Source organism: Barnesiella sp. WM24 (genome assembly GCF_004570975.1).
GTDB lineage: Bacteria > Bacteroidota > Bacteroidia > Bacteroidales > Muribaculaceae > Muribaculum.
On sequence record NZ_SPPC01000006.1, the window covers coordinates 1 to 24,190 of the forward strand.

Consider the following 24,190-nt stretch of genomic DNA (forward strand, 5'->3'; position numbering starts at 1 on the left):
CTATTCTATCCGTTGAACTACAAGGCTTTATGACGAATTATCAATATCTGTTGGCTCAGTTGTTCACTTAGTAAACGGCTTTGAGCTTCAATTTTATGCCCTTGAATAGCTCATACGTTTAGGAAACCTCTATTCTATCCGTTGAACTACCAGGCCGGATTGAGTGGTGCAAAGATAAGAAATTAATCTCACTTGTCACTATTTAGTTGAAGAAAAAAGATTAATGAGGGTGTAGCAAATGTCTTAATTTTGCTACACCCTCATCTGTTTTTGGGTCATCGGCAACGCGTTTAAAGCGCGTCGACCGCAGCTTTCTCGACCGCAAGACCGCGCTTGTAGCGCTCTATGTAGCGGTTGAAGCCTTCGACATCTTCAGGCGCAGGGGCTATCTCCGAGCCGGTATTGCCAAGGAACACACACTCGTTGAGCCATCCCGGTAGAGAGAGACGGCGGGGATTGTTGACAGCATAGGCGGCAAGCAGCGCTATACCCCAGGCTCCGCCTTCACCGGCTGTCTCCATCACAGAGATGGGAGAGTCGAGAGCGGCGGCAAGCACACGCTGCCCTACCCCCGGAGTCTTGAACAGACCGCCGTGACCCGTGATACGGTCAACCTCGACATTTTCTTCGTTGAAGAGGATGTCATTGCCTATCTTCAGCACGGCTACGGAGGCGTAGAGATTTGCCCTCATGAAATTGGCAAGATTGAACTTGTCGGTAGAGGAGCGCACAAACAGGGGACGCCCCTCGGCAAGACCCGTCACCGGCTCGCCGGAGAAATAGTTGTAGCTGAGAAGTCCGCCGCAGTCGGGCTGTCCGTCAAGAGCGGCATTGTAGAGCTTTCCGAATATCTCGTTCATGTCGACGGGGACACCGAGCAGTTGCTGGTATTCCTTGAATATGCCCACCCATGCGTTGAGGTCTGACGTGCAGTTATTGCAGTGGACCATCGCCACGAGGCTTCCGTCGGGGGTGGTCACCATGTCAATCATCTCGTAGGGGCGCGACAGCTCTTTTTCAAGCACAATCATCGAGAAAGACGAGGTGCCTGCCGACACATTGCCGGTGCGCTGAAGCACGGCGTTGGTAGCGACCATGCCGGTGCCGGCATCGCCTTCGGGCGGACAGAACGGCACTCCGGGTTTAAGATGGCCCGACACGTCAAGACGGCGCGCGCCATCTTCGGTGAGGCATCCCGCAGGTTCACCGGCGACAATGCTCTCAGGCAGGATGTCGGCGAGCTTCCAGGGATAGCCCTCCGGAGCCACAAGGTCATCAAACTTCTTCACCATGTCGGCACAGTAAGTCTTTGTCGACGGGTCGACGGGGAGCATACCTGACGCGTCGCCCACTCCAAGCACCTTCTTGCCTGTGAGCTGCCAGTGGATGTAGCCGGCAAGAGTCGTGAGAAACTTTATATCCTTCACGTGGGGCTCTCCGTCAAGTATAGCCTGATAGAGATGGGAGATGCTCCAGCGCAACGGTATATTATAGACAAACAGCTCTGAAAGACGCGCGGCAGCCTCACCGGTATTGGTGTTACGCCATGTGCGGAACGGGACAAGGATGTCGCCGTCGGCGCCAAAAGGCATATATCCGTGCATCATGGCGCTTACGCCTATCGCGGCGAGACTTTCAATCTCGATGTCGTAACGGTCGCGCACATCCTCGCGCAATCGTGCATAACTGTCCTGGAGCCCATACCATATCGCCTCGGTGCTGTAGGTCCAGAGCTTGTCGACAAGCTGGTTTTCCCACTCGTGGGCACCTTGTGCGATAGGGTTGTTGTCTTCATCGATAAGCACCGCCTTGATTCGGGTCGAGCCAAACTCTATGCCGAGTATCGCCTTACCCGACTCAATCGTGGCTTTGGGATTATTCTTAGTTTCCGCCATATCGCTTACTTGTTAAGCATGTAATAGACCTCGTTGTAGCGCAACTCTTTCTTGAGGGCGCTTATAGTGGTCGACTTGTCGATATGCACCATCTCTATGCCGGCAATCTCGGCGTAGTCTTCCCAGTATTCGGGAGTGAGGTCGTAGGAGAAGCAGGAGTGGTGAGTGCCGCCGGCAAGAATCCACGCGCCCGCGCCTGTCGCGAAGTCGGGCATCGGAATCCAGAGAGCCGATGCAACCGGAAGCTTGGGTAGAGGCTTGGATTTAATACACTCGACGTCGTTGACAATGAGGCGGAAACGATTGCCCATGTCGATGACAGTAGCGGTGATACCTGTGCCGGGGTTTGAGGTGAACACAAGGCGGGCTGTCTGCGCCTTGCGGATGCCGATACCGAGATGATGGACCTCAAGGCGGGGTTTCTGCTCGGCGATAAGCGGACACACCTCAAGCATATGGGCCTGAAGGATAGAGCTTTCGGCTCCGTTGAAGTTAAGCGTATAGTCTTCAAGGAAAGAGCATCCGCCCTTGAGCCCGCGGGTCATGTACCATACCGTGCGGTAAAGAGCCGCCGACTTCCAGTCGCCTTCGGCGCCAAATCCGTAACCCTCCGCCATAAGACGCTGTGAGGCAAGACCGGGTATCTGGTCGAAGCCTACAAACTTCGGGTCGTTGATGTCGTCGGTGCCGAGGTCGTCAAAATTGGTGGTGAAGCCCTTGGCGCCCTTTGCCTGCAGACAGGCACGGATGGCAAGCTCGGCACGCGCGGCATTGCGCACCGATGTATTGGCTGTTGTGCCGGGACGGGCAAGTTCCTCGTCATAGTCATATAGAGAGAAGTATGTGTCGACAAGCGCGTTGACATCATCTTCATTGACCTTCTTGTAATATTCCATAAGCTCGCTTACCGGACAATAGTCGACATGATAGCCGAGCTGCATCTCTGCGGCAACCTTGTCGCCGTCGGTCACAGCCACATTGTTCATCTGGTCGCCGAAACGGATAATCAGCATGTCCTGTGCATCGGCCCATGCCGCGGCAACCCTTGACCACACTGCGATGCGCTCCTGAGTGGCAGGGTCGCTCCAGTGGCCTACGACCACCTTGCGGCGCACGTGCATGCGGGCGCATATGTGTCCAAACTCGCGGTCACCGTGGGCCGACTGGTTGAGGTTCATGAAATCCATGTCCATGGTGTCCCAGGGAATCTCGGCGTTATACTGGGTGTGGAGATGCAGAAGAGGCTTGGTAAGCTTCTGAAGCCCGTGAATCCACATCTTTGCGGGAGAGAAGGTGTGCATCCATGTAATCACGCCGACACACTTTGAGTCGGCGCTCGCAGCCTTCATCACCTCCTCGACCTCCTTGGATGAGTTGGCGGTGCCTTTATACACGATTTTAACAGGCAGATTTCCGGAATTGTTAAGACCCTCTACCATCTCCTTGGAATGAGCGTCAACGAACTTTACCGCGTCACCACCATAAAGAAGCTGGGCACCTGTCACCCACCACACTTCAAGATTATCAAAAATATTGCTCATAAGTTACTTGTTTTTTTTTACGTTTTTTTAATCGGTTGATATTGTTATTAATCGGCAAGCGCTTGTCAACGCTGTCCGTAATAGGCATTGGGACCATGCTTGCGGTTGAAATGCTTCTCGATAAGCAATTGATTCATGGTAAGCCCAGGATTTATCTGATAGGCGATAGCAGCCATCTTGGCAACCTGCTCCATCACCACCGCGTTATGCACGGCGTCATGAGGATTCTTCCCCCAGGCAAAGGGACCGTGGTTCTTAACAAGAACACCCGGAGTGTGCATAGGATTTATGCCCTCAAACCGCTTCACAATCACGTTGCCGGTCTCAAGCTCATAGTCACCGTTGACCTCCTCGGCAGTCATGTCGTCGGTACAGGGAATCGCGTTATGGAAATAATCGGCATGGGTAGTGCCTATATTGGGGAGGTCGATGCCCGCCTGCGCCCATGCGGTAGCATAGGTCGAATGAGTGTGTACGACTCCGCCTATTTCGGGAAACGCCTTATAAAGCGCTATATGGGTGGGAGTGTCGGACGAGGGGCGCAAAGAACCCTCGACCACATTTCCTTCAAGGTCGACGACAACCATGTCAGACGCTTTCATCACGTCGTAGTCGACGCCGCTCGGCTTGATTACCACAAGACCGCTTTCACGGTCGATACCTGACACATTTCCCCAGGTAAATATCACAAGTCCGTGTTTCACCAGGTCAAGATTGGCACGAAACACTTCTTCTTTCAATTTTTCAAGCATGATCGTTATATCTTAAATTTTAATGTATCGTTATAAGAGTCTTTATTAAACCTGTACATCGTGGCTCCGCGACGCGAGGTGAGCTTATCAATCTTGTCGGTAGCCTCGACACACTCGTTTTCAAGCAGCCGCCGGCGGAAATTGCGCTTGTCGACCGGCTCGCCGAGTATCTTCTCACACAAAGCCTGCACCTGCGCGATAGTGAACAGCTCGGGAAGCAGATTGAACGCCACAGGCTCACGCGTCACCTTACGGCGCAGAGCGGCGAGAGCGCGCTCTATCATGAGCGGATGGTCAAACTCAAGGTCGGGCAGCGACATCACGCTGACCCACTCCGCCCCATAACCGCCTACCCTCCTGTCGATAGCCGCGTCGCTCTTAATCAACGCATAATACGCGACAGAGATAACCCTGTCGCCGGGGTCGCGGTCAAGAGCGCCAAAGGCGCCCACCTGCTCCATGTACACGTCATCAAGTCCGGTCAGTTCCGACAAGACCCTGCTCGCCGCCTCGTCAAGAGTCTCTGTGAGCTTGACAAAACCTCCCATGAGCGACGGGGCGCCAAGCTTGGGCTCAAACCGTCGCGGCGCGAGCAGCACACTCAGCTCCCCGCCGTGCAGACTGAATATTATACAGTCCACACTGACGGGATAGCGGTCGCAGGCGGCATAAAAGCCTCCGGATGTAGAATTAATAAAGTCAGTCATTTACCAGAAATACCAATAGAATGCTGCGGTTATACAAAGTATTATCACTGTATGGATTACATCCCATGAGTTCCAGCTCGCACGAGTCGCCGCCTTCTGCTCAGGAGTGGATGTGCCAAATACAAGACCTTTGATTTTCTCGGGGTCGGGCGCTTTGGTAAAGAGACTCACCACAATCACCACCGCCATACAGAACACAAGCATCCATCCGCAGAAGAAGAGCCAGTTGGAGTCGTAGAACATCCACTTGAACCAGTTCTGCTCGCCGGGAAGCAACGCCGCGTTGCTGTAATAGATCTTTGCACAGAGGCGGGTGATGCCGATACCGAGTCCGGCGATCAGTCCCCACATTCCACCCTGCGCAGTGGCGCGTTTCCAGCATATACCCATGAGGAATGCCGCGGCGATACCGGGAGCAAGCACTGACTGCACGTCCTGCAGGTAATTGTAAAGCACGTTGCCGATAGAGCGCATGACAGGAATCCACAGCACACCGAGCAACACGATAACCACCGTCGCGGCCTGTCCGATCTTGACAAGCTTCTTGGGGTCGGTGTCGGGTTTGTAGCGCTGATAGAAGTCGATAGTGAAGAGTGCGGCAGAGGAGTTGAAGAGCGACGCGAGCGAGCTCATAAGCGCGGCAAGTATACCACACACGATAAGACCCTTGACTCCGGCGGGAAGAAGCTTTGCGACCAGTGTCGGGAAAGCGGCGTCGGGAGTCGTCAGCTTGAACACCTCACCGTTAATCTCGATGCCACGGGTGCTGAGCGCGAAGGCAATCATGCCGGGAATAAGGAAAAGGAACACGGGGAGAAGCTTGAGGTAAGCGCCGAAGATTGTGCCTCGGCGAGCCTCTTTCTCATCTTTGCCCGACAGCACTCGCTGCACGATAAACTGGTCGGTACACCAATACCAGAAACCGATCACAGCCGAGCCTATCAGCGCGCCGAGCCAGGGATATTGCGGGTCACGGTTGTCGCGGATAAGATTGGTCATCGTGTCGCCATAGTCATTGACCACCACCTGCGAGCATGTGGCAATCATCTCGTCCCAGCCGCCGAGAGCCTTCAGCCCGAGCACAAGGATGATAAGCGAGCCGAGGAGCAGTATCGGGGTCTGTAGCACAGAGGTGTAGAGCACTGACTTCATACCTCCGACAATAGTATAGAGCGCGGTAAGCACGACAAGGCCTATAGCCGCAATCCAGAAGAAGTCGATGCCCCACAGGGTGTCGATACCAAACACCTGCTGAAACACGAGTCCGCCGGCATACACGGTAACGGCTACCTTGGTGAGCACATAGCTTATAAGCGAGATAAGCGACAGGATGGTGCGTGACGCGGAGTTATAGCGTCGTTCAAGAAACTCCGGCATGGTGTAGACCATGCTTCGGGTGTAGAACGGGACAAAGACCCATCCGAGGATAAGTATCATCCAGCCCTGTATCTCCCAGTGAGCCATAGCCATACCGCTTGACGCGCCGGCTCCGGCAAGTCCGATAAGATGTTCAGAGCCTATATTGGACGCGAAAATCGAGGCACCGATGGCAATCCAGGTTGCATCCTTTCCGCCGAGGAAGTAGTCGGCGGCATTGTTCTGCTTTTGCCGCATTACCCATACGATAATGCCGATAAGGGCGATAAAAAAGAGCCCTATTACAATCCAGTCAAGTAATTGCATGATAATTTAAGTGCTTATTAAGGTTATTATTTTTCGACGCCAAACTTATAGATGCAACGGCTTGAATAAGTCTGTCCCGGCTCAAGCCATGCCGAAGGCCATTCGGGCTTGTTGGGAGAGTCGGGATAATGCTGTGACTCAAGTGCCACACCGCTGTTGCGCACGTATTTCACGCCGCCTTTGCCCTCTACCGTGCCGTCAAGGAAGTTGCCGGCATAGAACTGAACGCCCGGCTCGTCGGTGTATACCGACAGGGTGATGCCGGTCTCGGGCGAATACATCTCCACGGCAAGCTTCTCGATGTCGCCTGCTGTATTAAGCACCCAGTTATGGTCATATCCACCGCCGTAGATTACCTGGCGGTCGGTAATAGAGTCGCCATATCCGTCACCGATAGCGTGGCGCGTTGTGAAGTCCATCGCTGTGCCCTTCACGGGGAGTATCTCGCCTGTGGTCATGAATGTCGAGTCAACCGGGGTAAAGCTGTCGGCATTGATGTAGATTGTATTGTCAAGGATGTCGCGCGAGGGGTCGCCGTTAAGATTGAAGTAGGAGTGGTTGGTAAGATTGACGGGGGTCTTCTTGTCGGTCACGGCGCTATAGGAGATATCAATCGCGTTGTCGGGGGTAAGACGGTAAGTCACCTCGGCGTTTACATTGCCCGGGAAACCGTTGTCACCGTCAGGCGAAGCCATTGTGAGGGTCAGGGTCGAGTCGGTCGACTCCTTAACGCCATAGACCTTATACTGCCATCCGCGCGGACCGCCATGCAGTGTGTGTCCGAAATTATTGGTCGGAAGTTTGACGGTGTCTCCGTCGACCACAATGATGCCGTGACCTATGCGGTTGGCGTAGCGACCGATTGCAGCGCCGAAGTCAGAGAGGTTGTTTTCAGGGAAATATGCCTGAACGCTGTCGAAGCCAAGCACGACATCGCGAAGGTCGCCCTGACGGTCGGGCACCATGACGGAGACTATGCGGCCTCCATAGTTAGTGATGCACACCTCCATGCCGGAAGCGTTTTTCAGTGTGTAGAGTCCGGTCGCTTTACCGTCGACCTCGGCAAGAAACTTTGCGGGATCAAGTCCCGATTCTGTCAGCTGCGGAGCTTTTTCACTGCGTCCGCATGCACCTAAAACTAAGATTGCGGCAGCCGCTGTGGCTGCACCGGTTTTCATGTTAAGCATTTGGTTAGCAATTAATAGATGAAGAATAAGTGTAAAATTAACACTCATTCCATTCGCCACCAAATTTTATTATATGTTTTACAACATAAAACTCCACACTTGACTTGCAAAATCAGCCGATATGACATAATTCAATATGCCACTGCCGCCGTCCTCATACCATATGACAAGGGTTCGACTCCAAATTGCAGATTAACTTGTAAATGTCAGAATTTTGTGATAATTTCGCAACAATATGACTAATCAAACTCTTGACAACAAACCACATATTGTCAGAGCCAAGGATTTTCGGATTGACTCCGACTATGTAACATGGCTCTCGGAAATCAAGCGACGCTATGTTTCCGCTCAAATCAAAGCCTCCATCAAAATCAACATAGAAAAGTTACGTTTTAACTGGAGCATGGGGCGTGACCTTGTAATACGTAAGGCTGAAGAGAAATGGGGCAGTGGTGTTGTAGAGCAGCTAAGCCTCGATTTACAGGAGACATTCCCGAAAGAGAAAGGATTCAGCAGCAGGAATATGTGGCGAATGAAGCAGTGGTATCTGTTTTTTTCTACTACGGAGGCTAATGAAAAACTGCCACATCTTGTGGCAGAATTGCAAAATATAAAATCCCCATATCTCATAAATGTGCCACAATCTATGGCAGTTTTAAATGGCGAACTGTGCTTTCCAACGGTTCTCGGCATGATTCCATGGGGACATCAGACTGACATAGTCTCAAAATGCAAGACTATTGATGAAGCCATCTTCTATTTGCGCGAGTGTATATTGGGCGGTTGGAGTCGACAGACATTGAATAATTCGCTTAAAGCAAACTTATACAAAACTCAAGGTAAGGCTATCAGCAACTTCACTGAATATCTCCCTGAAGCACAAAGCCGTATGGCTCAAGAAATCACCAAAGACAATTATGACTTTGGATTTGTCTCCGTGCCAATCAATTACAAGGAAGAACAGTTGGAGGTCGCGCTTGAACAAAACATAACCCGGTTTCTCCTTGAGCTTGGCACCGGCTTTGCATTTGTAGGACGGCAAAAAGAACTTATAGTTGGCAATCATTCTCGAAAGATTGATATGCTGTTTTATCATATACGCCTAAAAGCATACGTTGTAGTAGAACTTAAAGTCAAACCTTTTAATCCTGAATATGCCGGCAAACTAAATTACTATGTAAATGCTGTTGATGAACTATTGAAAGGACCTGATGACAACCCTACAATAGGCTTGCTTATATGTAGCGACAAGGATGAAACCGATGTGAGATGGGCTTTTAAAGGCATTCAGACTCCTATGGGAGTCGCATCTTACGATAATGTTCAGATAGCGCCACCATCATCTTTTCTTCCATCAGCAGAAGAGTTGCAAGCTCGTGTAAGGTTAGTGGAAGAGGAGCTAAACAATAACCAAAGTAAAAATTTGACGGATTGACAATTGTAATGTTTATTATTAAACCAATACTTGCAAAATGATTATCAGAAAAGTATCTCTTTTACTTCTATTATGATTCTCTGATAATCGGTCAAGCACTTTTTTTATATTATGGATATAGAGTCATTAAGAGAGTATTGCCTGTCATTGCCGCTTACGACAGAGGATTCCGCGTTTGGCGAGGGTATTTTGCTATTCAGGGTAGGAGGCAGGATATTTGGCTGCCTGTCGCTTGACGGCGACGACTATTTCGCTTTAAAATGCAATCCGGAATATGCCATCGAACTGCGTGAGACCCACGAAGAAATCGATGGTGCATATCACTGGAACAAAAAATACTGGAATCAGCTACGCCTCTCAGGCTCTCTGCCCGACGAGCTTATAAAATCGCTTATACGCCACAGCTATTCAGAAGTCGTGAAGAAGCTGACGAAACGCATGAGGACAGAACATCCGGAAATCACGGAAATCCACGGGGAGGCATAGCCGGTCGTCATGCCTCGACCGCGCCTATGCCGGGGCGGTCGCGGGGGATTTCGACCTTGCCGTCGACAATCTTGGCTCCGTCAAAGCAGTCGTTGGTTATGAGGAGGTTTCCGTCAAGGTCGGCCCACTTCGCCACGGGTGCAAGCTGAGAGGCGGCGGAGATGGCACACGAGGTCTCCGTCATGCAGCCGAGCATCACGTCCATGCCGAGCGCCTGAGCAAGCTCCGCCATCTGTTTTGCCTCGCGCATCCCGGTGCTCTTCATAAGCTTTATGTTGATGGCATCGTAGACCCCGTAGGCGCGCCTTACATCGTCAAGGCGCTGCAGAAACTCGTCGGCTACGATGGGGAGCGGGGAGCGTTCGCGAAGCCACGCCGTCTCGTCAATCATCTCTTTCGGCATCGGCTGCTCCACAAAGAGGCAGTTGCGCTCGGCGAGCCAGTGACACATCTCCAGCGCGTGGTGCTTGTCGGTCCACCCTTGGTTGACATCCACACATATGGGGCGAGCCGTCATCCGGCGTATGATGTCGACGGTCTCCGTGTCATGGTCAAGCCCCATTTTCACTTTCAGTATCTTGTAAGGTTCGGCCTCGGCTACTTTCTGACGCACAATGTCGGGGGTGTCTATGCCTATGGTAAACGAGGTGTCGGGTGTATTTTCAGGCGAGAGCCCCCATATCCTGTACCAAGGCTGCCCCATCAGCTTTCCGGTAAGGTCGTGGAGCGCGATGTCGACCGACGCCTTTGCAGCACGGTTGTCGGGCGCCACCCTGTCCATGTAATCGTGGATTTCAGCAAGGCGAAACGGATCGGCAAACTGAGACAAGTCGAGCGACGAGAGGTAGCGCGTGACCGACTCCACGCTCTCTCCGAGATAGGGAGGCATGGACGCCTCGCCATAGCCCGTCACGCCGTCAAGCTCAATCTTGACAAGTACATCGGGCGTAGTAGTGCGGCTGAATTTCGCAAGGTTAAACGAGTGGCGCAACTGCAGCTCGTAAGGCGCAAATGAGAGTTTCATCCTCCCTCCTGTCATCTCCCTGACCGGTGACCCGGGCGCCGACACGGCAGATGCCGCGGCTGTAATCCACCTTGGAGCGGCAATCACAGCCGCCCCCATCATAGCTCCTTTTAAAAATTTACGTCGATCCATAGATTACAAATATAACACATCTCCCCCACTCCCGCACCGCTTCCCACAAAATTTCCCCTTAAATAATATAAAAAATGGCATGCCTTATTTTGACATACCATATATTATAAGAAGTATCAATTATTTCGCGCTTTTATTTTGAGCGTCTTGAACATGGCGACACCGTATGTGATTCGCGATACGCAGACTGTCGTCATGTGCCACGCTTTCCATTTTAACACCGTCGGCACTGACAGCATCACCATACCTTACACTTCCGAGAAGCTTTTGTATATAATCATCTCTCCGTGATAAACCCTCGTCAGTCATGACCACTTTCATAAGCAATGCGGGATGCGCATACTTGCGAAGATACAAGCCTACACAATTAGAGTATCTTCCGAGGTATGATTCAGGGAGTTTCATATCATAAACATACACGACATCAGCATTACCATATCGCGACATGTCTTCAAGCTTAATTTTTCTGACGCTACCGCTAACATCCTTATTCTCATCACCCAAAGCCGCATGCAGTTCACGCTCAGGCGTACCGTGCAGCATAGGGATTGTCGGTGAGATTACCGGATAAAGCAACACACACTCTTTATTATCCGACTCAAGAGCCACAGGGTGCAGCGCAATCACCCGTTCACCTTCATACAGAGCGTCGGCGGGTTTATAATTCTTATTGACTACAAGCACATCGGCGCCATTCTCGTAAACCGGGTGAAATCCATCAGGCTTCTGAATATAAACATCAGCCTTCTCCGCATTGCCATCCCAATTATAGCACTTGTCAAACAATCCATCTTGGGCATATTGCGAAAGACAGCACATAACAAACATAAAAAATACAAACAGTCTCTCCATAATCTCAAATTCTAATAGTTATACACGTATTTATCAGCATCTTATATGGCTTTACTTTTTCTCCCACATAAAATACACATAATGATATTAAGAAACAGAATTGCATTAAATAATATTTAGGGGCAATATATTTATCAATGAATCCTTCTGAGCATGTAAATACAGCACCTCCAAATAAAAGTGCCACTATTAGACATTCAATATTTATATATCTCTTAATATTTGAATGTACCATCTTTTTTATAGCATAATTGCGGATTAACACTATATCAATCATGTTGCAAATTAAGGTAATTTTTTTACAATCTGATGCAGCAATATATTACAAATACGTCTTAATACGTAACATTTTTACACCTAAAAAGAAAAATAAATCATATTCCACAATTATAACATATAGTATAAGACATGCCAAGCGGAGGTCTATATATATTGCGAAACCTCACAAAAGGACATGAAGAACGTATTTTCACTTATGAAAACGGGCAACAAATCTGGTGGTAAATAAAAAGGTCGTGCATAACTTCAATGGTATGCACGACCTTTTTCAGCTATATATGATAGCGGTTATTTTCTGGAGGGGTTGATGTCGGCAACCTCAACTTCAAATACGAGAGTCTGGTTGGGGCCGATCTTAGCGTAGGGCTGACCCTTCACACCGTAGGCAAGGTCGCCGGGGATGTAAAGCACATACTTGGCGCCTTTCTTCATGAGCTTCAGACCTTCACCGAAGCCGGGGACTACCTGATTCGGGCGGAAGTTGCGTGCCTCTCCCTTGGAATCATCAAATACAGTGCCGTCGGTAAGAGTACCCTTGTAGATTACGGCAACCTGGTCGTTGTCAGTGATGGCTGCGCCTTCACCTTCTGAAATCACCTTGTAGGAAAGGCCTGAAGCGGTAGTCTTCACTGTAGCGTCAGCTTTCTTCACAGAGTCGATGAAAGCCTCGCCTGCCTTGCGGCCGGCAACCGCCTCGGGAGCGTTGTTAAGCTCTTCAAGCTTGCGTTCCTCGGCAGCCTTCTGGGCGCGCTCTATAAGGCTGTTGAGAAGAGCCTGGTCAATTGCAGTGTCAGCGACAGAGTCGGCGGTGAGAGCAGCCTTGAACTCTTTCATGAAAAGGTCGCGGTCAACGTCAACACCAATCTCCTTTGAGAAATAGTTGAACTGCTGCGCGAAACGCACACCTGTGCTCAGACCCTGGAGGTAAGACTCCTGGGTAGAATCAGCGGCAACGGCGGTCTGTATACCGCGGAGGAAAGCCTGCTTGTCAAACTTGCCGTCGCTCTGACGGGCGAAGTTTTCAGAGAACTGGCTACCGATAACCTTACCGAAGAGGATTGAAACAGAGTCGTTGAGAGCAGCGTCACCGGTTGAAGCCGCATTGGATTTGCCACAAGCGGTGGCGCTCATAAGGATAGCACCTACACCACAGGCAAGAATAAATTTCTTCATGTGAATAATGTTTTATTGTCTTATTGTCTTGTTTAGTTTACCTTGATAAGCTCCACGTCGAAGATAAGGGTGGAGTTAGGTCCGATTATATTGCCGGCTCCGTTAGGACCGTAGGCAAGCTGAGAGGGGATGAAAAGACGCCACTTGGCACCTTCCTTCATCAACTGGAGAGCCTCAACCCATCCGGGGATTACCTGAGTCACACCGAATGTGGCGGGAGCGCCACGCTCGACAGAGCTGTCAAACACGGTGCCGTCAATCAGTTTTCCGGTATAGTGGACAGTTACGCTGTCAGTTGCCACGGGCTGCTTGCCTGTGCCTTCCTGAAGCACCTCATACTGAAGTCCTGAAGGGGTCACGCTGACTTCAACGCGCTTGCCGTTTTCTTCAAGAAATTTCTTTCCCGCAGCTTCATTGACTTCTCCCATCTTGGCGGCGGCAGCCTGCTGCTCAGCCTCCATAGCCTCAAAGAAATTCTTTATCTCAAGCTTTGCCTCGTCGTAGGTCATCTTGGGCTCTGCGCCTTCAAACACGGCTGCGACACCATCGGCAAAGTCCTTTACATTAATAGTCTTGATACCGGAGCTGCGGAAATTGTTTCCCATGCTCAGGCCCAACGCATAGCTTATGCGGTCTAAATTCTGGTTATCCATAAAAAAGTAATTTTAATTTTCTATCCTTTTCGGCTCGCAAATTTATACAGAATATTTGGATTGTCAAAAAATAACTGATTTTGAGCCGATAAAGTTCATTATATCAAAACCTATATCAAAAAGAATAGAGGCCGCCCACTTCACAGGGAACGGCCTCCAGGTCATTAATCAAAATCTTCAAGTGACCCCATTACCGGTCACTAACTATGAAAAAGTAATTATTTATACATTTTAGTAGTAACCACCTCTCCGTCGGCATATACGTCAACGCGTATCACCACGCCGGTGTAAGTATCGCTCACGCGCATACCCTCAAGGTTGTACCATACAGTGCTTACCGGCTCGGCGGCAACGGCAGTACCGTCGATTGAGACAGTCCCGCCTACCTTTACGGCATCACCGAGACCACCCATCTCATTGGCGGCACGTACAGAGTAAACCGCGTCAGGGTTAGCTACAGTGTATTCAGGCTCGGTGGTAAAATCCACAATCTTGCCATTCTCACATACAGCCCAGCAGAGCGCATAGTCGCTGTAATCCCAGATAAGCAATGTGCCTTCAAGGCTTACATTGGTGGGAGCGGGAGCCTGCTCGGCGATTGATGCCGGATCCCAGTCGTCGTCGCCGCCCATCACTACAGAGAGGGTCAGAGCCTCAGCTTCTTCCTTGGTAAGGACAGGATTATTGGGGTGGTTGCCTGTTCCGAAGCTCTTCTTACGCTGGCTAAGGTCGATAGGCGTACCGGCTGAGGTAAACGAGTTGTATTCGGCAAACTGCTTGGGATAGCCGTCGGAACCCATATCGTTCCATCCTATAGCCGAAGGCTTAACCTTCATCTCGGTGTCGATGAACAGGGCGATAGGAGTGCCGCTACCCCACGGACGACCGAGAGTGTACTGACCGTCAACCGATTCGGGACCGGTAATCACACAGTCTTTGAACACATAGCCATACTGCTTTGCAACCGAAGGCACTGCAAGATAGCCGGCGCCACACATACGCAGTTCGACAGCGTTGTAGTAAACATCGCCCTTACCGCAGAGGAAGTCGGTCCTGCCTCGCAGCACACCGCCCTCGAAGTAGTAGCGTGACCGGTCATTGTTAGACACATAGGTGTCCTGATAAGCCCAGAGGCACACATCCTTGCAGACAGTCTTGTCGGAAGCGTCGTTGAGCACGATGTTACGTCCCGACTCGTCGGGCATTGCGCTCTTGAGGGTGACATCCTGGAAGTAGGTTCCGGTCGCCTGCTTTGTAAGCTGCAGCACATCGCCGCGTCCGATACCTTCAAGCACATGGCTTCCGCCCTTGTATTCAGGCACAGTGTTGACAATCGAGGTGCCTTCCATGCTCTCGCCGATAATCGACACATTGGGCACGTTGATGATTGTAGTGGCGCTGGGATACTGCTTTCCGTCGGTACCTTCCGCAAAACGGTCGGTTGCGGCAGGAATCACGTAGTCGCCATCTTTGTCCTTGATGAAGATACGGAAACGCTTGGAAGTGTCCTCGCGCTTTTCAGCAGCGGCAAGAGCCTCAAGGATAGAGCCGTCGTCGGGCACTACAAAGTCATAGAGAGCCTTTGTCACGACAGGACGGGTCCTGGTAGTGAAATTGATAGTAATCTCTTTGTCAAGAGCATTGTCGGTAAGGTCGGTCACGCTGCCGGCAGCAAGAGTGAATGTGTATTTTGTGCCATAAGCGAGGTTCTTGTACTGGAACAGCACGGTCTTGCCGGTCACCTGAGGCTGGAGAGCGACACTGCCGAGTGTAGCGGCAGCTTTTTCGCTCAGCTTCACTTTCTCGTCAAAGGTCAGCACAATCTTGCCGTTGATGGAAGCATTGTCAGAGCCTTCAGCCGGAACAAACGATACAAGCACAGGAGCAGTGCCGTCGTCAACGAGCTTCTCTGTACCGGTGATATAGGTTGCGCCAAGGGCTATACCGTCATTATTGGACTCGGTACCGTCGACGGGCGATGAAGTATCGGAAATCCAACGCAGGTGAAGCACGGGGCTGTTGTCGGCCTCGGCGGGGATGTCAAATTCAGCATCGGTCCAGTTCTTGCGACCGTCGATAGTTATGTTGCCCAGAAGCTTCCAGGTATTTCCGTCGAGTGAATACTCTACATTCTGCACAGTGTGGGCATTGTAGTTGTAAGCCATTGCGGTGATAAGCTTCATGCCGGTAAACGCCGAGGCATTCACGGTAGTCTGCCAGTAATATTTTCCGAGACCGTAGGTGCGCCAGTTCACAGCTGCGGGACGTCCTTCATAGCCGCCTGACTCCTGGCTCTTGTCAAGCCAGCCTTCAGTATTGCCGTCGGCGTCACGAAGCACAAGAGCTGAAGCATCATTGTCGGCCGACGCGAAGTCGGCTGTTCTGCCGTTGGCGCCTTTGCGATAGAAGTCCCAGCCGGCGACAAAATCCACAGCCGAATACACGGCGGTGATGTCGCGGTCCTCATTCATCACCATAGAGATTGATGCCGAGGTCTGACCGTCGTTCCAGTTGCTGAAAGTGACGATAGGATTGCTTGTAGCGGAGAGAGTCACCTCAGTGCCTTCCTCATACATGTTCTTGCCGTCGACAATCACGGGAGCGGGAGTAGCCTGAACCATATAATAGTTGGCACCGCCCTCTACCTTATAGTCGAGGCAATAGGTATTGATTGCCTCAAAATTGGCGGTCAGCTTGGAGTCGGCGGCAAGAGTGAACTTGAACTTGGGCTCGGCGGAAACTTCCTTGCCTGCCTCATCGGTCCAGTTGACAAACTTATAGCCGAAGTTACGTGTAGCGGTCAATGTAAGCTCTGTGCCTTCATCGAAGGTAGAGCCGTTGGGGTACACGCTCACGCTACCGCCCTCTTCGGGCGAAGCGACAGCTCCGAAAGAAAATTTCTCGACAGGAGCCACTGTTCCGTCAACAGAGCCATAGATACGGACATCGCTGATTCCGGCTTCCTTATTGTCAAGGTCATAGATGTTGATGACGAGTGAGAATCCGGCAGTCGTGGCAAGTGTCGGGTCATCAAGAGTGAATTCAAATTCAGGAGTGTAGGCGGGATTGGAGCCATGGTCATCTTCGGCAGTCGACTTGTTGTCGCGGGGAGGAATCAATCCTGTAGCGAGCACCTTTTCAACGCCTTCAGAAGTGCGGACACTTATGTCCATCTTGCCGCCGTTAGTACCGAAACGGCAGAGCTTTCCGCTCACTTTCACCGGAGTAAAGGTAAGACCCTTGCAAGGCACGACCTTCCATTCAACGGCATTTGCGGCAGAAGCGCCTGACTCTTTTGACTTGGGCTTGAAGCCGACGAAGCGGCCCCACACTGACGAGGTCTTTCCGGCAACTTCAAGAATATTGTCACCTACAGAGAATGAATTGAGGGAGAAAGCGCCTTCGGGAGTCACCTCGGGAGCATCTTCGCTTGAAGAGTCAAACGCCCAGAGAATCGCTGCGTCGGCATTGCTGAAAGAAGCTCCGCCGAGACTTCCGCTTACAGTTCCATCAATATGGACATCGCTGAATCCTCCCTGCTTGGTATTGCCCACGCCGATTGTGGCAACGAGGGTAAAACCGTCGGTCGATGCAAGCTTAGCCTGCTGCTCGGGAGTAAGAGTGATGTCAAATTGCTGGGTGTAATTGGCATTTTTACCAAAATCATCCTCAGCCTGTGTCAGTTTATTACGCGGTGCAGTGAAGTTGCCAAGCACTTCCACAGTACCGTCGGCAAGACGCGCCGACACGGTCACACCGTTTTCAGCATTGGTTCCGAATCGCTGAATGTAAGCGCTCACGCGTACCGGAGTGAATGTAAGCCCGCGAGAGGGAGCCACATACCACTCGACTGTGTCGTCGGCAGAGTTCTTGGGCTGAATTTTAACAAAAGTAACATCAACATTGGTACCATTTTCTGTACCTTTCACCACGTTTTCACCGAGGTTGAACGACGCGATCGATATAGCGTCGGGGTCAGAGACTGTAGACTCCGCATAAGTGTCGGCGGAATTAAAATCCCACACTATCGACACCGGCGCATTGTCATAAACGCCATTGTTCTGCGCCGACATGTAGGCAGGCGAAAGCCATGTCATACACATCAGGGCACAAACAAGCCTAAGCAATTTGTCTGTCATAATGATTGTTTGGTATTAAATTATAAAAGTTGGTTATGGGTTATCTTCGTGCTTTTGTGCAAAGTAAGCTTATTTTGACATAACCCGCAGTGTAAAATCTATCGAAAACACGGGAAGATTTATCGTATAGTCAACAGTCACAGCATCGTAAACCCGTGAATGACTCTTTACAAAAATAAGTGACAAATGAAATCATTCAGCCTCGCCGAAGAGAGCATATAGCCTGTCGAAACGCTCCAGCGAGTCTCCGCCGTGGCGCGCTATGGAGTTGCGCACACGCGACAGCGGCTTCTTCTCCATTGTGCCGCTCTTGGAGTAAAATTTGTCGGCGTAACACACGAGCTTTTCGAGCAGCGTCTCGGGGCAGTAATCGGCAAGCGGCAAAGGCAGATTCTGCGCAATTATGTCTTCCATGGTTATTCCCGTGCCGGTGTGGCGTTCGGCGACACGCGCCCACTCTTCCGGCGCCCCTTCCTCGCGAAGAAGCCTGCCGCCTATCACGCCGTGCATCATATAAGGCTCGTCGCCCTCACAGCCGATGCCCTTTGCATCGGTGGCGAAGATACCTATGTCGTGGAGCATTGCAGCCGCCTCGACATCGTAAGGGTCAAGCCCGAGATTGCGCCGGCGGTTGATGGCAAGCGCAAGCCCGGCGACCTGCCCTGCGTGCTTGAGATATATGGCACGCAGGCGGTTGTCGTCGGGATAATATCGGTCGATTATCGCCCTGAAATCGCAACGGTTGTCTGACATCAGTCGATAATGGTGTTCCAGCCGTGGATGTCCTCCTCTTCGCCAAGCTGAATGGCGCGCAGACGGTTATAGAGAGCGGTCACCACGGGACCTGCCTTTCCGTCGGAACAGAGCACATACTTCTTGCCTGTGTCAAGGTCGTCGATTTCAGCGACAGGCGAAGCCACAGCCGCGGTGCCACATGCCGCAGCCTCCTGGATTTCGGCAAGCTCCTCAACGGGAATGTGACGCTGCTCCACCTCGATGCCCATGTCGCGGGCTATCTGCATGAGGCTCTTGTTGGTGATGGAGGGAAGTATCGATTCAGAAGCGGGGGTAATGTATTTTCCGTCCTTGATGGCAAAGAAGTTGGCGGGTCCACACTCGTCAAGATACTTCTTTTCCCTGGGGTCAAGATACAACACCGCTGAATATCCGAGCGAATGGGCTTTCTCGCCCGCCTCAAGGCTCGCGGCATAGTTGCCGCCTACTTTCCATCGTCCGGTGCCCTTGGGCGCCACGCGGTCAAACTCACGCATGATGCAGATGTTGGTGGGCTTGAATCCTTCCTTGAAGTAGGGACCCACCGGGGTCACAAGGACGAGAAACAAGTATTCCTTGGCGGGCTTCACGCCTACCTGGGCCGACATGCCGATTTCCAGGGGGCGTATGTATAATGACGCGCCGCTTCCGTAGGGAGGCACGAAACGCTCGTTAAGCTTCACCACTTTCTTAACCATCTCGGTGAACAGTTCAACCGGCACGGGCTCCATCATTATACCCTTAGCCGACTCGATTATGCGGCGGGCGTTTTCTTCGAGCCTGAATATGCGTATCTTTCCGTCCTTTCCACGGAAAGCCTTCAGTCCTTCAAACACTTCCTGACCATAGTGAAGGCAGGTAGCTGCGATGTGCATGTCGACGGTCTCTGACTGCGACACCTCGATGTCGCCCCATTTACCGTCGCGGTAATAACAACGTACATTGTAATCGGTGGGCATATACCCGAAAGAGAGGTTGCCCCAATCTAATTCATTATTCATAGTCATTTATGACAGGTTATATCCGCGAATATAGTTATAATTATTTAAAGCCACACTCTTTCTTGTCGAAAAATGTCATCAAGACCCGTTAATTTGCGTCAAACGGGAGTCATCGCCACGTGGAGGGCGATGGCACGGGTCATGAGGATGTCGTCGTGAAAGCCGGGCTTTGCGGCGTAGCGTCCCGAAGAGTCACACTCATACATGTCAAGCTCGTCACACGCCGCCATGTCGCGCTCGATGTAGGCGCCGTCGCGCACCATGCCTATGAGCCTGGTGATTACCATCGCCTTCGTGGAGCGGTTGGTGTGAAACCCTACCCTTGTCTCCAGGGCGAGAGTCACCCTGTCGCGCGCGACCCTGTAATAGAGATTACGGTAGACATGGTTAAGCTCCGAGAGCGTGAAAAGCGAATTGTCGGAGTCCTCGGTCTCAAGTGTGTTGCTCTCGATCACGAGCAACGCCTCGTCATACCATTGCGCGATGGCAGCCGCCTTCCATGTCAGGAGGTCATGGTCGATGTGTCCCCTCCATTGTGCCACCACCTCGGGGCGACCGTCGGGAGTCACGGTGTCAATCACGGAGATTACTGAAAAGTCGCTGCTTTCCGACCTGCCGCCGATGTCGACGGCAGCCACGTAGCGGTTGTAGTACCTTCCGCCAGGTTGCGGATATTTCCACACTTTCAGTTTGCCGAGCGGGTCGTCACGGAAGCCCCTCACCACAAGGGCGCCGGAGCCTGTGGGAGCGGAAGTGGCAAGCTCCCCTACCGCCACCGGCTCGCAGCATCCGGCACGAAGCGCCTCGACACCGGCTCGGGCAAAGACTGAGCGGGAGGTGGAGGCAAACGCCTCAACATCGTCGGAGGGAAACTCGGCAGCCATCTGGGCATGGGTGGCATATTCCCGACGCTTGTCGTGATACCACTGTATCTGCTCCAGGGTGCAGCCTTTTTCCCAGAGTCCGCGCTCATAGGCGTCCATAGCGCGATAGAGCGCTGACACGTCGGCGACGGGCGAAGCATATATGTCAATCTCGTGCCAGGGGACAAATACGGGAATCTTGTCGCTCTCTCCGCGCTTGGAGCGCATCCACTCGGAATGGAAGTAATTGCCGACACCGTTGGCGGTGCTTTCAAGCACAATCATGGAGCAGTCGACACGCGCCACACCGCCGCACACAGCGCGGATGAACGCCTCGGGAGAGCGCTGTGCCGAGTCACACCAGAATGCCACCTCGCTCAGATGAGCCATCACGAAGTCGGCTCCTCTCACTGCATCCTGACGCTCGCTGGAGGCAAGCGTGACACGACAGTCGCGCCCGGGGATGACGCGGGTGTTGACCGAACGCTCAAAAGCCCTGAACTCGGGCGGAGTGTCCTCTTCCCAAAGCTCTTCGGGATAGTGGTCGAGCATCTTGGCATACATAGCCCTTATCGTGGCGGAGGTGTCCTTGACGTGGGCGCATATCAGGGAGTGCCAGTTGCGTCGCAGACAGCACTGTATCCACGCCATGTACATAAGTATCAATGTAGAGCCGCCCCATTGCCTCGCCTTCAGCATGATAAGCCGCAATGGCTCGCGGGCGAGTCGCCGCTCCTCAAGCAGGGCGAGCACGCGCCTCTGAGGGCGGTTCAGGCGCAGACGGGTGTCGACACCTGAAATCTTGTCGCGAATCATGACACACGTAGCCGCCCAATACTCGAAGTCATGACATATCCTGAGGCGACGCCACGCAATGTCGGAGCCTCCCACCACGGCATAACGCGGATCTTCCGTCATGGCGACAGGCACATGCTGCAACGAACCGTCGGGGGCAGTCACCGCCACACGGGTGCCTGTAGCGCCGTTTCCGGTGACCGGGTCGTAGGGTATGTCAAGCAAAGCCTTGCGGCGCGTGTTTTCAGCCACGAGACTTGAAATGTCTGCTTTCATAAGGCAATCAGTGGATTAGTTTTACAGCTGTTATCAGGGAGCCGGGGGCGAGGCTGCCCTCGATTTTCAGTGAGAAGTAGATAAACGGACAGGGGAAGATGACCGGCAACACGACGGGCGCGGTAATCTCGCCTTCGACATCGACCGACGTGATAAGCCGGGTGACAGCCGAACCGTTGTCGCCATAGAGGCCTATCGTAAGGCGGGCGGCGGGCGACGACATGTGAACCTCGACACAACGGATAGCCTGCGGCACTCCGCCACGTGCAAGCATGAGCCTGCGCTTCCAGTACACTGCGGCGGAATCGGCACGGGCGGAAGGAAGCGTGATAAAACGAGAGCCGGAGTAGACGACAAGCCTGTTGCCGTCGCCTGTCATGGCATACTCTGATGTGCCGGGCAGCTCACGCGTATGCCATGAACCGTCGGGGCTGCGCACTGTCACCGCCGCCACCCCCGAGGTGCAATATAGAGAGCCGTCGGCGCCGCTCCACCCTATCCCTCCTGCGGTCACGCGGTCGTCGACAAGTTCGGCCCGCGACCCCTTGACGAGAAGCAGATTGCCGGCGGAGAGGGCATATACACCGTCGGGCGACCGGGCGACATGGGCGGCGGCAGTCACGGCGCGTGAATCGATAAGATGAGCCGACACGGATTTCATCGCGGAGCTTACGGCTACGGCATGAATGCCTCCCGAACCGAAAAGATAGAGATGACGGCGGGCAAAATCCCATGCGCTCGACGACCTTGACGCCGGTGTCACCGCCACAATGGTGCCGGAGGTGGCTGTAAGCGCCGACAGCGGTGTTAGCGGCGAGGAAGAGAGGGCGGTCAGCATCAGTCCGCGCTGACGGCGGCGTCGGCGCCTCGTGACAGGCATGAGCGGAGTTGCGCCTGCGGAAAGGGTGTCACCGGTTGACGATGTACCACGGTTCATGGCGGCTGCGACCGAACCGTAAGGTGTCAAAGGGAGCGACAGGCGCGTAACGCCCGAGGGGCGCGTAATCTCGATCTCGATGAGACGCGCCGAGGGGTGAGGATAAGATATAAGCCGCGAGAGCTGCACGGGAGCGTTTTCGGCACCGCTCTCTTCCAGTGAAAGTATCTCCGGCTCCCCGGTATCGGTAGCGATCGTGACCCTCACGACCGCCGACCAGGGCTCTGCCGCGGCAACTGCCGTAGCCCAGGCGGAGACACTCTGCGGGAGTGCGCTCAACGGGGTTATGTCGCCCCACACTGTCATGTCGCCGTCGACACATGAGGCAGCGGCTGAAAAGGAGTGAGGCGGTGCCACTCCGGCAAGCATATCGGTCAAGGGGATGCGCCGTGCCGCGGTCCTCATGTCGGCGACGGCTGCGGTCATGGATGTGGCATTTCCCGGCGGAAGAGCGACTCTGCGCGCCGCCCCGCTGCCGGGGTCGAGGTTGATGACAAAAGTGTCGCAGTCTTCCTCGCGAAGTGTGTCAAGGAGCCCGGTCACTACGGAGTCGTAACGCCTGAACGGGGGAACGGAAAGCCGCAGCACGGGCGAAGAGGAAGTGCCGGCAAAGGTAGCGGCAAAAGGCGCAGTGACATCAACGCCCGGGAGCGGACGCGAACGGAACACCTTGACCGTGACGGCATCGCCCCACGCTGAAGCTTCTGCGGCAGGCACCACGACATTCAGCGTGAAGGAAGGCAGCGACAGGGCTGACGGCGACGTGGCTGCATAAGCGCTCCCCGACCGGCTTACCGGAAGCTCGCATGACAGCCTGCCGGCAGCCGGCTCAGGCTCCACCAGTACAGGACTTGAGCGGTGAACCACGGAGCCTGCGGCATCGAGCAGATGATACCACACAAGCACAGGGGCGGGATAACGCCCCTCGGCAAGCGCTGCGGCAAAGCAGCGGTCGACGGCACCGCGCATCTCCCCGGTGAGGGCATCGGCATCCAAAGGGTCAAGAGGTCCTGTCCAGTGGGTATAAGTGCCCTTGAAGGTCACGGGGCGCACTGTCGACTCCGAGGCGGTGACTGCGGAGGCATGGAAGGCGATTGACGGATAGAGGGGTGTATTGCCCCTGACGCTGACATTATCGGTAGCAAGGTCGTAATCGACCGTCCAAGGGCCTTCGGAGGTCATGAAGACAAGACGGCTCCCTGTGTCGGCGACAGAGAGGAAATCGCCGTGCATGGTACCTACAGGGACTGAGCCGGAACTATCGGTGACCGAGAGGTTGCGCCCAGAGAGCATAAACAGGCGTGTTCCAAGACGTGGCGAGTGTTTTATCGCCACCGGACGGGTGCCGGGGAGCATGTGAGATGATTCAGGCACAGGCTGCGGCGACAGCGCTCCGTCAACGCCCGGAGCAAGATTTCTCACGATAAAACCCGTGTCGCTGTAGCGGCGACACGAGAGCGAGGGTAGCAAAGTGCGTGTCATGGTAATAGATATTTGTGTGTGTATATGTCTGCAAAGGTAATCACGCCCGACACGTCACCGATGTCGAAACCGGAAAAATCACCGGCTATATACCGCGAGGATGGGATGATACGAAAAAAGGGTT

At 53.0% G+C, this 24,190-nt stretch carries 17 protein-coding genes; 2 read left to right on the forward strand and 15 right to left on the reverse strand.

The annotated features are described in order from the left end of the window. Positions 1-290: 290 nt before the first annotated feature. The 6 genes from E4T81_RS07460 to E4T81_RS07485 all read right to left on the reverse strand — a co-directional run bounded on the left by E4T81_RS07460 (position 291) and on the right by E4T81_RS07485 (position 7,756). The gene (locus E4T81_RS07460; protein WP_135042978.1) at positions 291-1,895 is read right to left on the reverse strand and encodes a xylulokinase; all 1,605 of its coding nucleotides are present in this window, start codon (positions 1,893-1,895) and stop codon (positions 291-293) included. Positions 1,896-1,900: 5 nt separating this feature from the next. Further along, complete coding sequence (gene araA, locus E4T81_RS07465) at positions 1,901-3,436, reverse strand: L-arabinose isomerase (protein WP_135042980.1); 1,536 nt, start codon at positions 3,434-3,436, stop codon at positions 1,901-1,903. A gap of 65 nt (positions 3,437-3,501) precedes the next feature. After that, positions 3,502-4,188, reverse strand: a complete 687-nt coding sequence (locus E4T81_RS07470) for an L-ribulose-5-phosphate 4-epimerase (RefSeq protein ID WP_135042982.1) — start codon at positions 4,186-4,188, stop codon at positions 3,502-3,504. 5 nt (positions 4,189-4,193) lie between these two features. After that, entirely contained in the window at positions 4,194-4,895 is a 702-nt protein-coding gene (locus E4T81_RS07475; protein WP_135042984.1) for an NUDIX domain-containing protein, read from the reverse strand. After that, positions 4,896-6,578, reverse strand: a complete 1,683-nt coding sequence (locus E4T81_RS07480; protein WP_135042985.1) for a sodium:solute symporter — start codon at positions 6,576-6,578, stop codon at positions 4,896-4,898. 26 nt (positions 6,579-6,604) lie between these two features. After that, positions 6,605-7,756 carry an aldose epimerase family protein gene (locus tag E4T81_RS07485; protein WP_135042987.1) on the reverse strand — a complete coding sequence of 384 codons (1,152 nt, stop codon included), beginning with the start codon at positions 7,754-7,756 and terminating at the stop codon, positions 6,605-6,607. 244 nt (positions 7,757-8,000) lie between these two features. Here E4T81_RS07485 and E4T81_RS07490 point away from each other — a divergent pair, with 244 nt between their 5' ends. Both E4T81_RS07490 and E4T81_RS07495 read left to right on the forward strand, forming a co-directional pair. Beyond that, complete coding sequence (locus tag E4T81_RS07490; protein WP_135042989.1) at positions 8,001-9,200, forward strand: YhcG family protein; 1,200 nt, start codon at positions 8,001-8,003, stop codon at positions 9,198-9,200. Positions 9,201-9,311: 111 nt separating this feature from the next. Beyond that, positions 9,312-9,686 (forward strand): MmcQ/YjbR family DNA-binding protein, encoded by a 375-nt coding sequence (locus tag E4T81_RS07495; protein WP_135042991.1) that lies wholly within the window; start codon positions 9,312-9,314, stop codon positions 9,684-9,686. Positions 9,687-9,693: 7 nt separating this feature from the next. On the opposite strand, the gene E4T81_RS07500 is transcribed toward E4T81_RS07495, so the two are convergent. From E4T81_RS07500 to E4T81_RS07540, 9 genes are all read right to left on the reverse strand, one after another. Next, positions 9,694-10,842 (reverse strand): dipeptide epimerase, encoded by a 1,149-nt coding sequence (locus E4T81_RS07500; protein ID WP_135042993.1) that lies wholly within the window; start codon positions 10,840-10,842, stop codon positions 9,694-9,696. Positions 10,843-10,962: 120 nt separating this feature from the next. Next, positions 10,963-11,694 (reverse strand): hypothetical protein, encoded by a 732-nt coding sequence (locus tag E4T81_RS07505; RefSeq protein WP_135042995.1) that lies wholly within the window; start codon positions 11,692-11,694, stop codon positions 10,963-10,965. A 567-nt stretch (positions 11,695-12,261) separates the two neighbouring features. Further along, entirely contained in the window at positions 12,262-13,146 is an 885-nt protein-coding gene (locus E4T81_RS07510; protein ID WP_135042997.1) for an FKBP-type peptidyl-prolyl cis-trans isomerase, read from the reverse strand. 32 nt (positions 13,147-13,178) lie between these two features. Then, entirely contained in the window at positions 13,179-13,799 is a 621-nt protein-coding gene (locus E4T81_RS07515; protein WP_135043000.1) for an FKBP-type peptidyl-prolyl cis-trans isomerase, read from the reverse strand. A gap of 218 nt (positions 13,800-14,017) precedes the next feature. Beyond that, positions 14,018-17,938 carry a pectinesterase family protein gene (locus tag E4T81_RS07520; RefSeq protein WP_135043002.1) on the reverse strand — a complete coding sequence of 1,307 codons (3,921 nt, stop codon included), beginning with the start codon at positions 17,936-17,938 and terminating at the stop codon, positions 14,018-14,020. A gap of 192 nt (positions 17,939-18,130) precedes the next feature. Beyond that, positions 18,131-18,691, reverse strand: a complete 561-nt coding sequence (locus E4T81_RS07525; protein ID WP_135043004.1) for an HD domain-containing protein — start codon at positions 18,689-18,691, stop codon at positions 18,131-18,133. Beyond that, positions 18,691-19,713 (reverse strand): branched-chain amino acid aminotransferase, encoded by a 1,023-nt coding sequence (locus E4T81_RS07530; RefSeq protein WP_135043006.1) that lies wholly within the window; start codon positions 19,711-19,713, stop codon positions 18,691-18,693. The genes E4T81_RS07525 and E4T81_RS07530 overlap by 1 nt, the downstream gene beginning before the upstream one ends. 98 nt (positions 19,714-19,811) lie before the next feature. Then, positions 19,812-21,647 (reverse strand): hypothetical protein, encoded by a 1,836-nt coding sequence (locus E4T81_RS07535; protein WP_135043008.1) that lies wholly within the window; start codon positions 21,645-21,647, stop codon positions 19,812-19,814. A 7-nt stretch (positions 21,648-21,654) separates the two neighbouring features. Beyond that, positions 21,655-24,066, reverse strand: coding sequence for a hypothetical protein (locus tag E4T81_RS07540; RefSeq protein WP_135043010.1), 2,412 nt, complete (start codon positions 24,064-24,066; stop codon positions 21,655-21,657). Between the last annotated feature and the right edge of the window lie 124 nt (positions 24,067-24,190).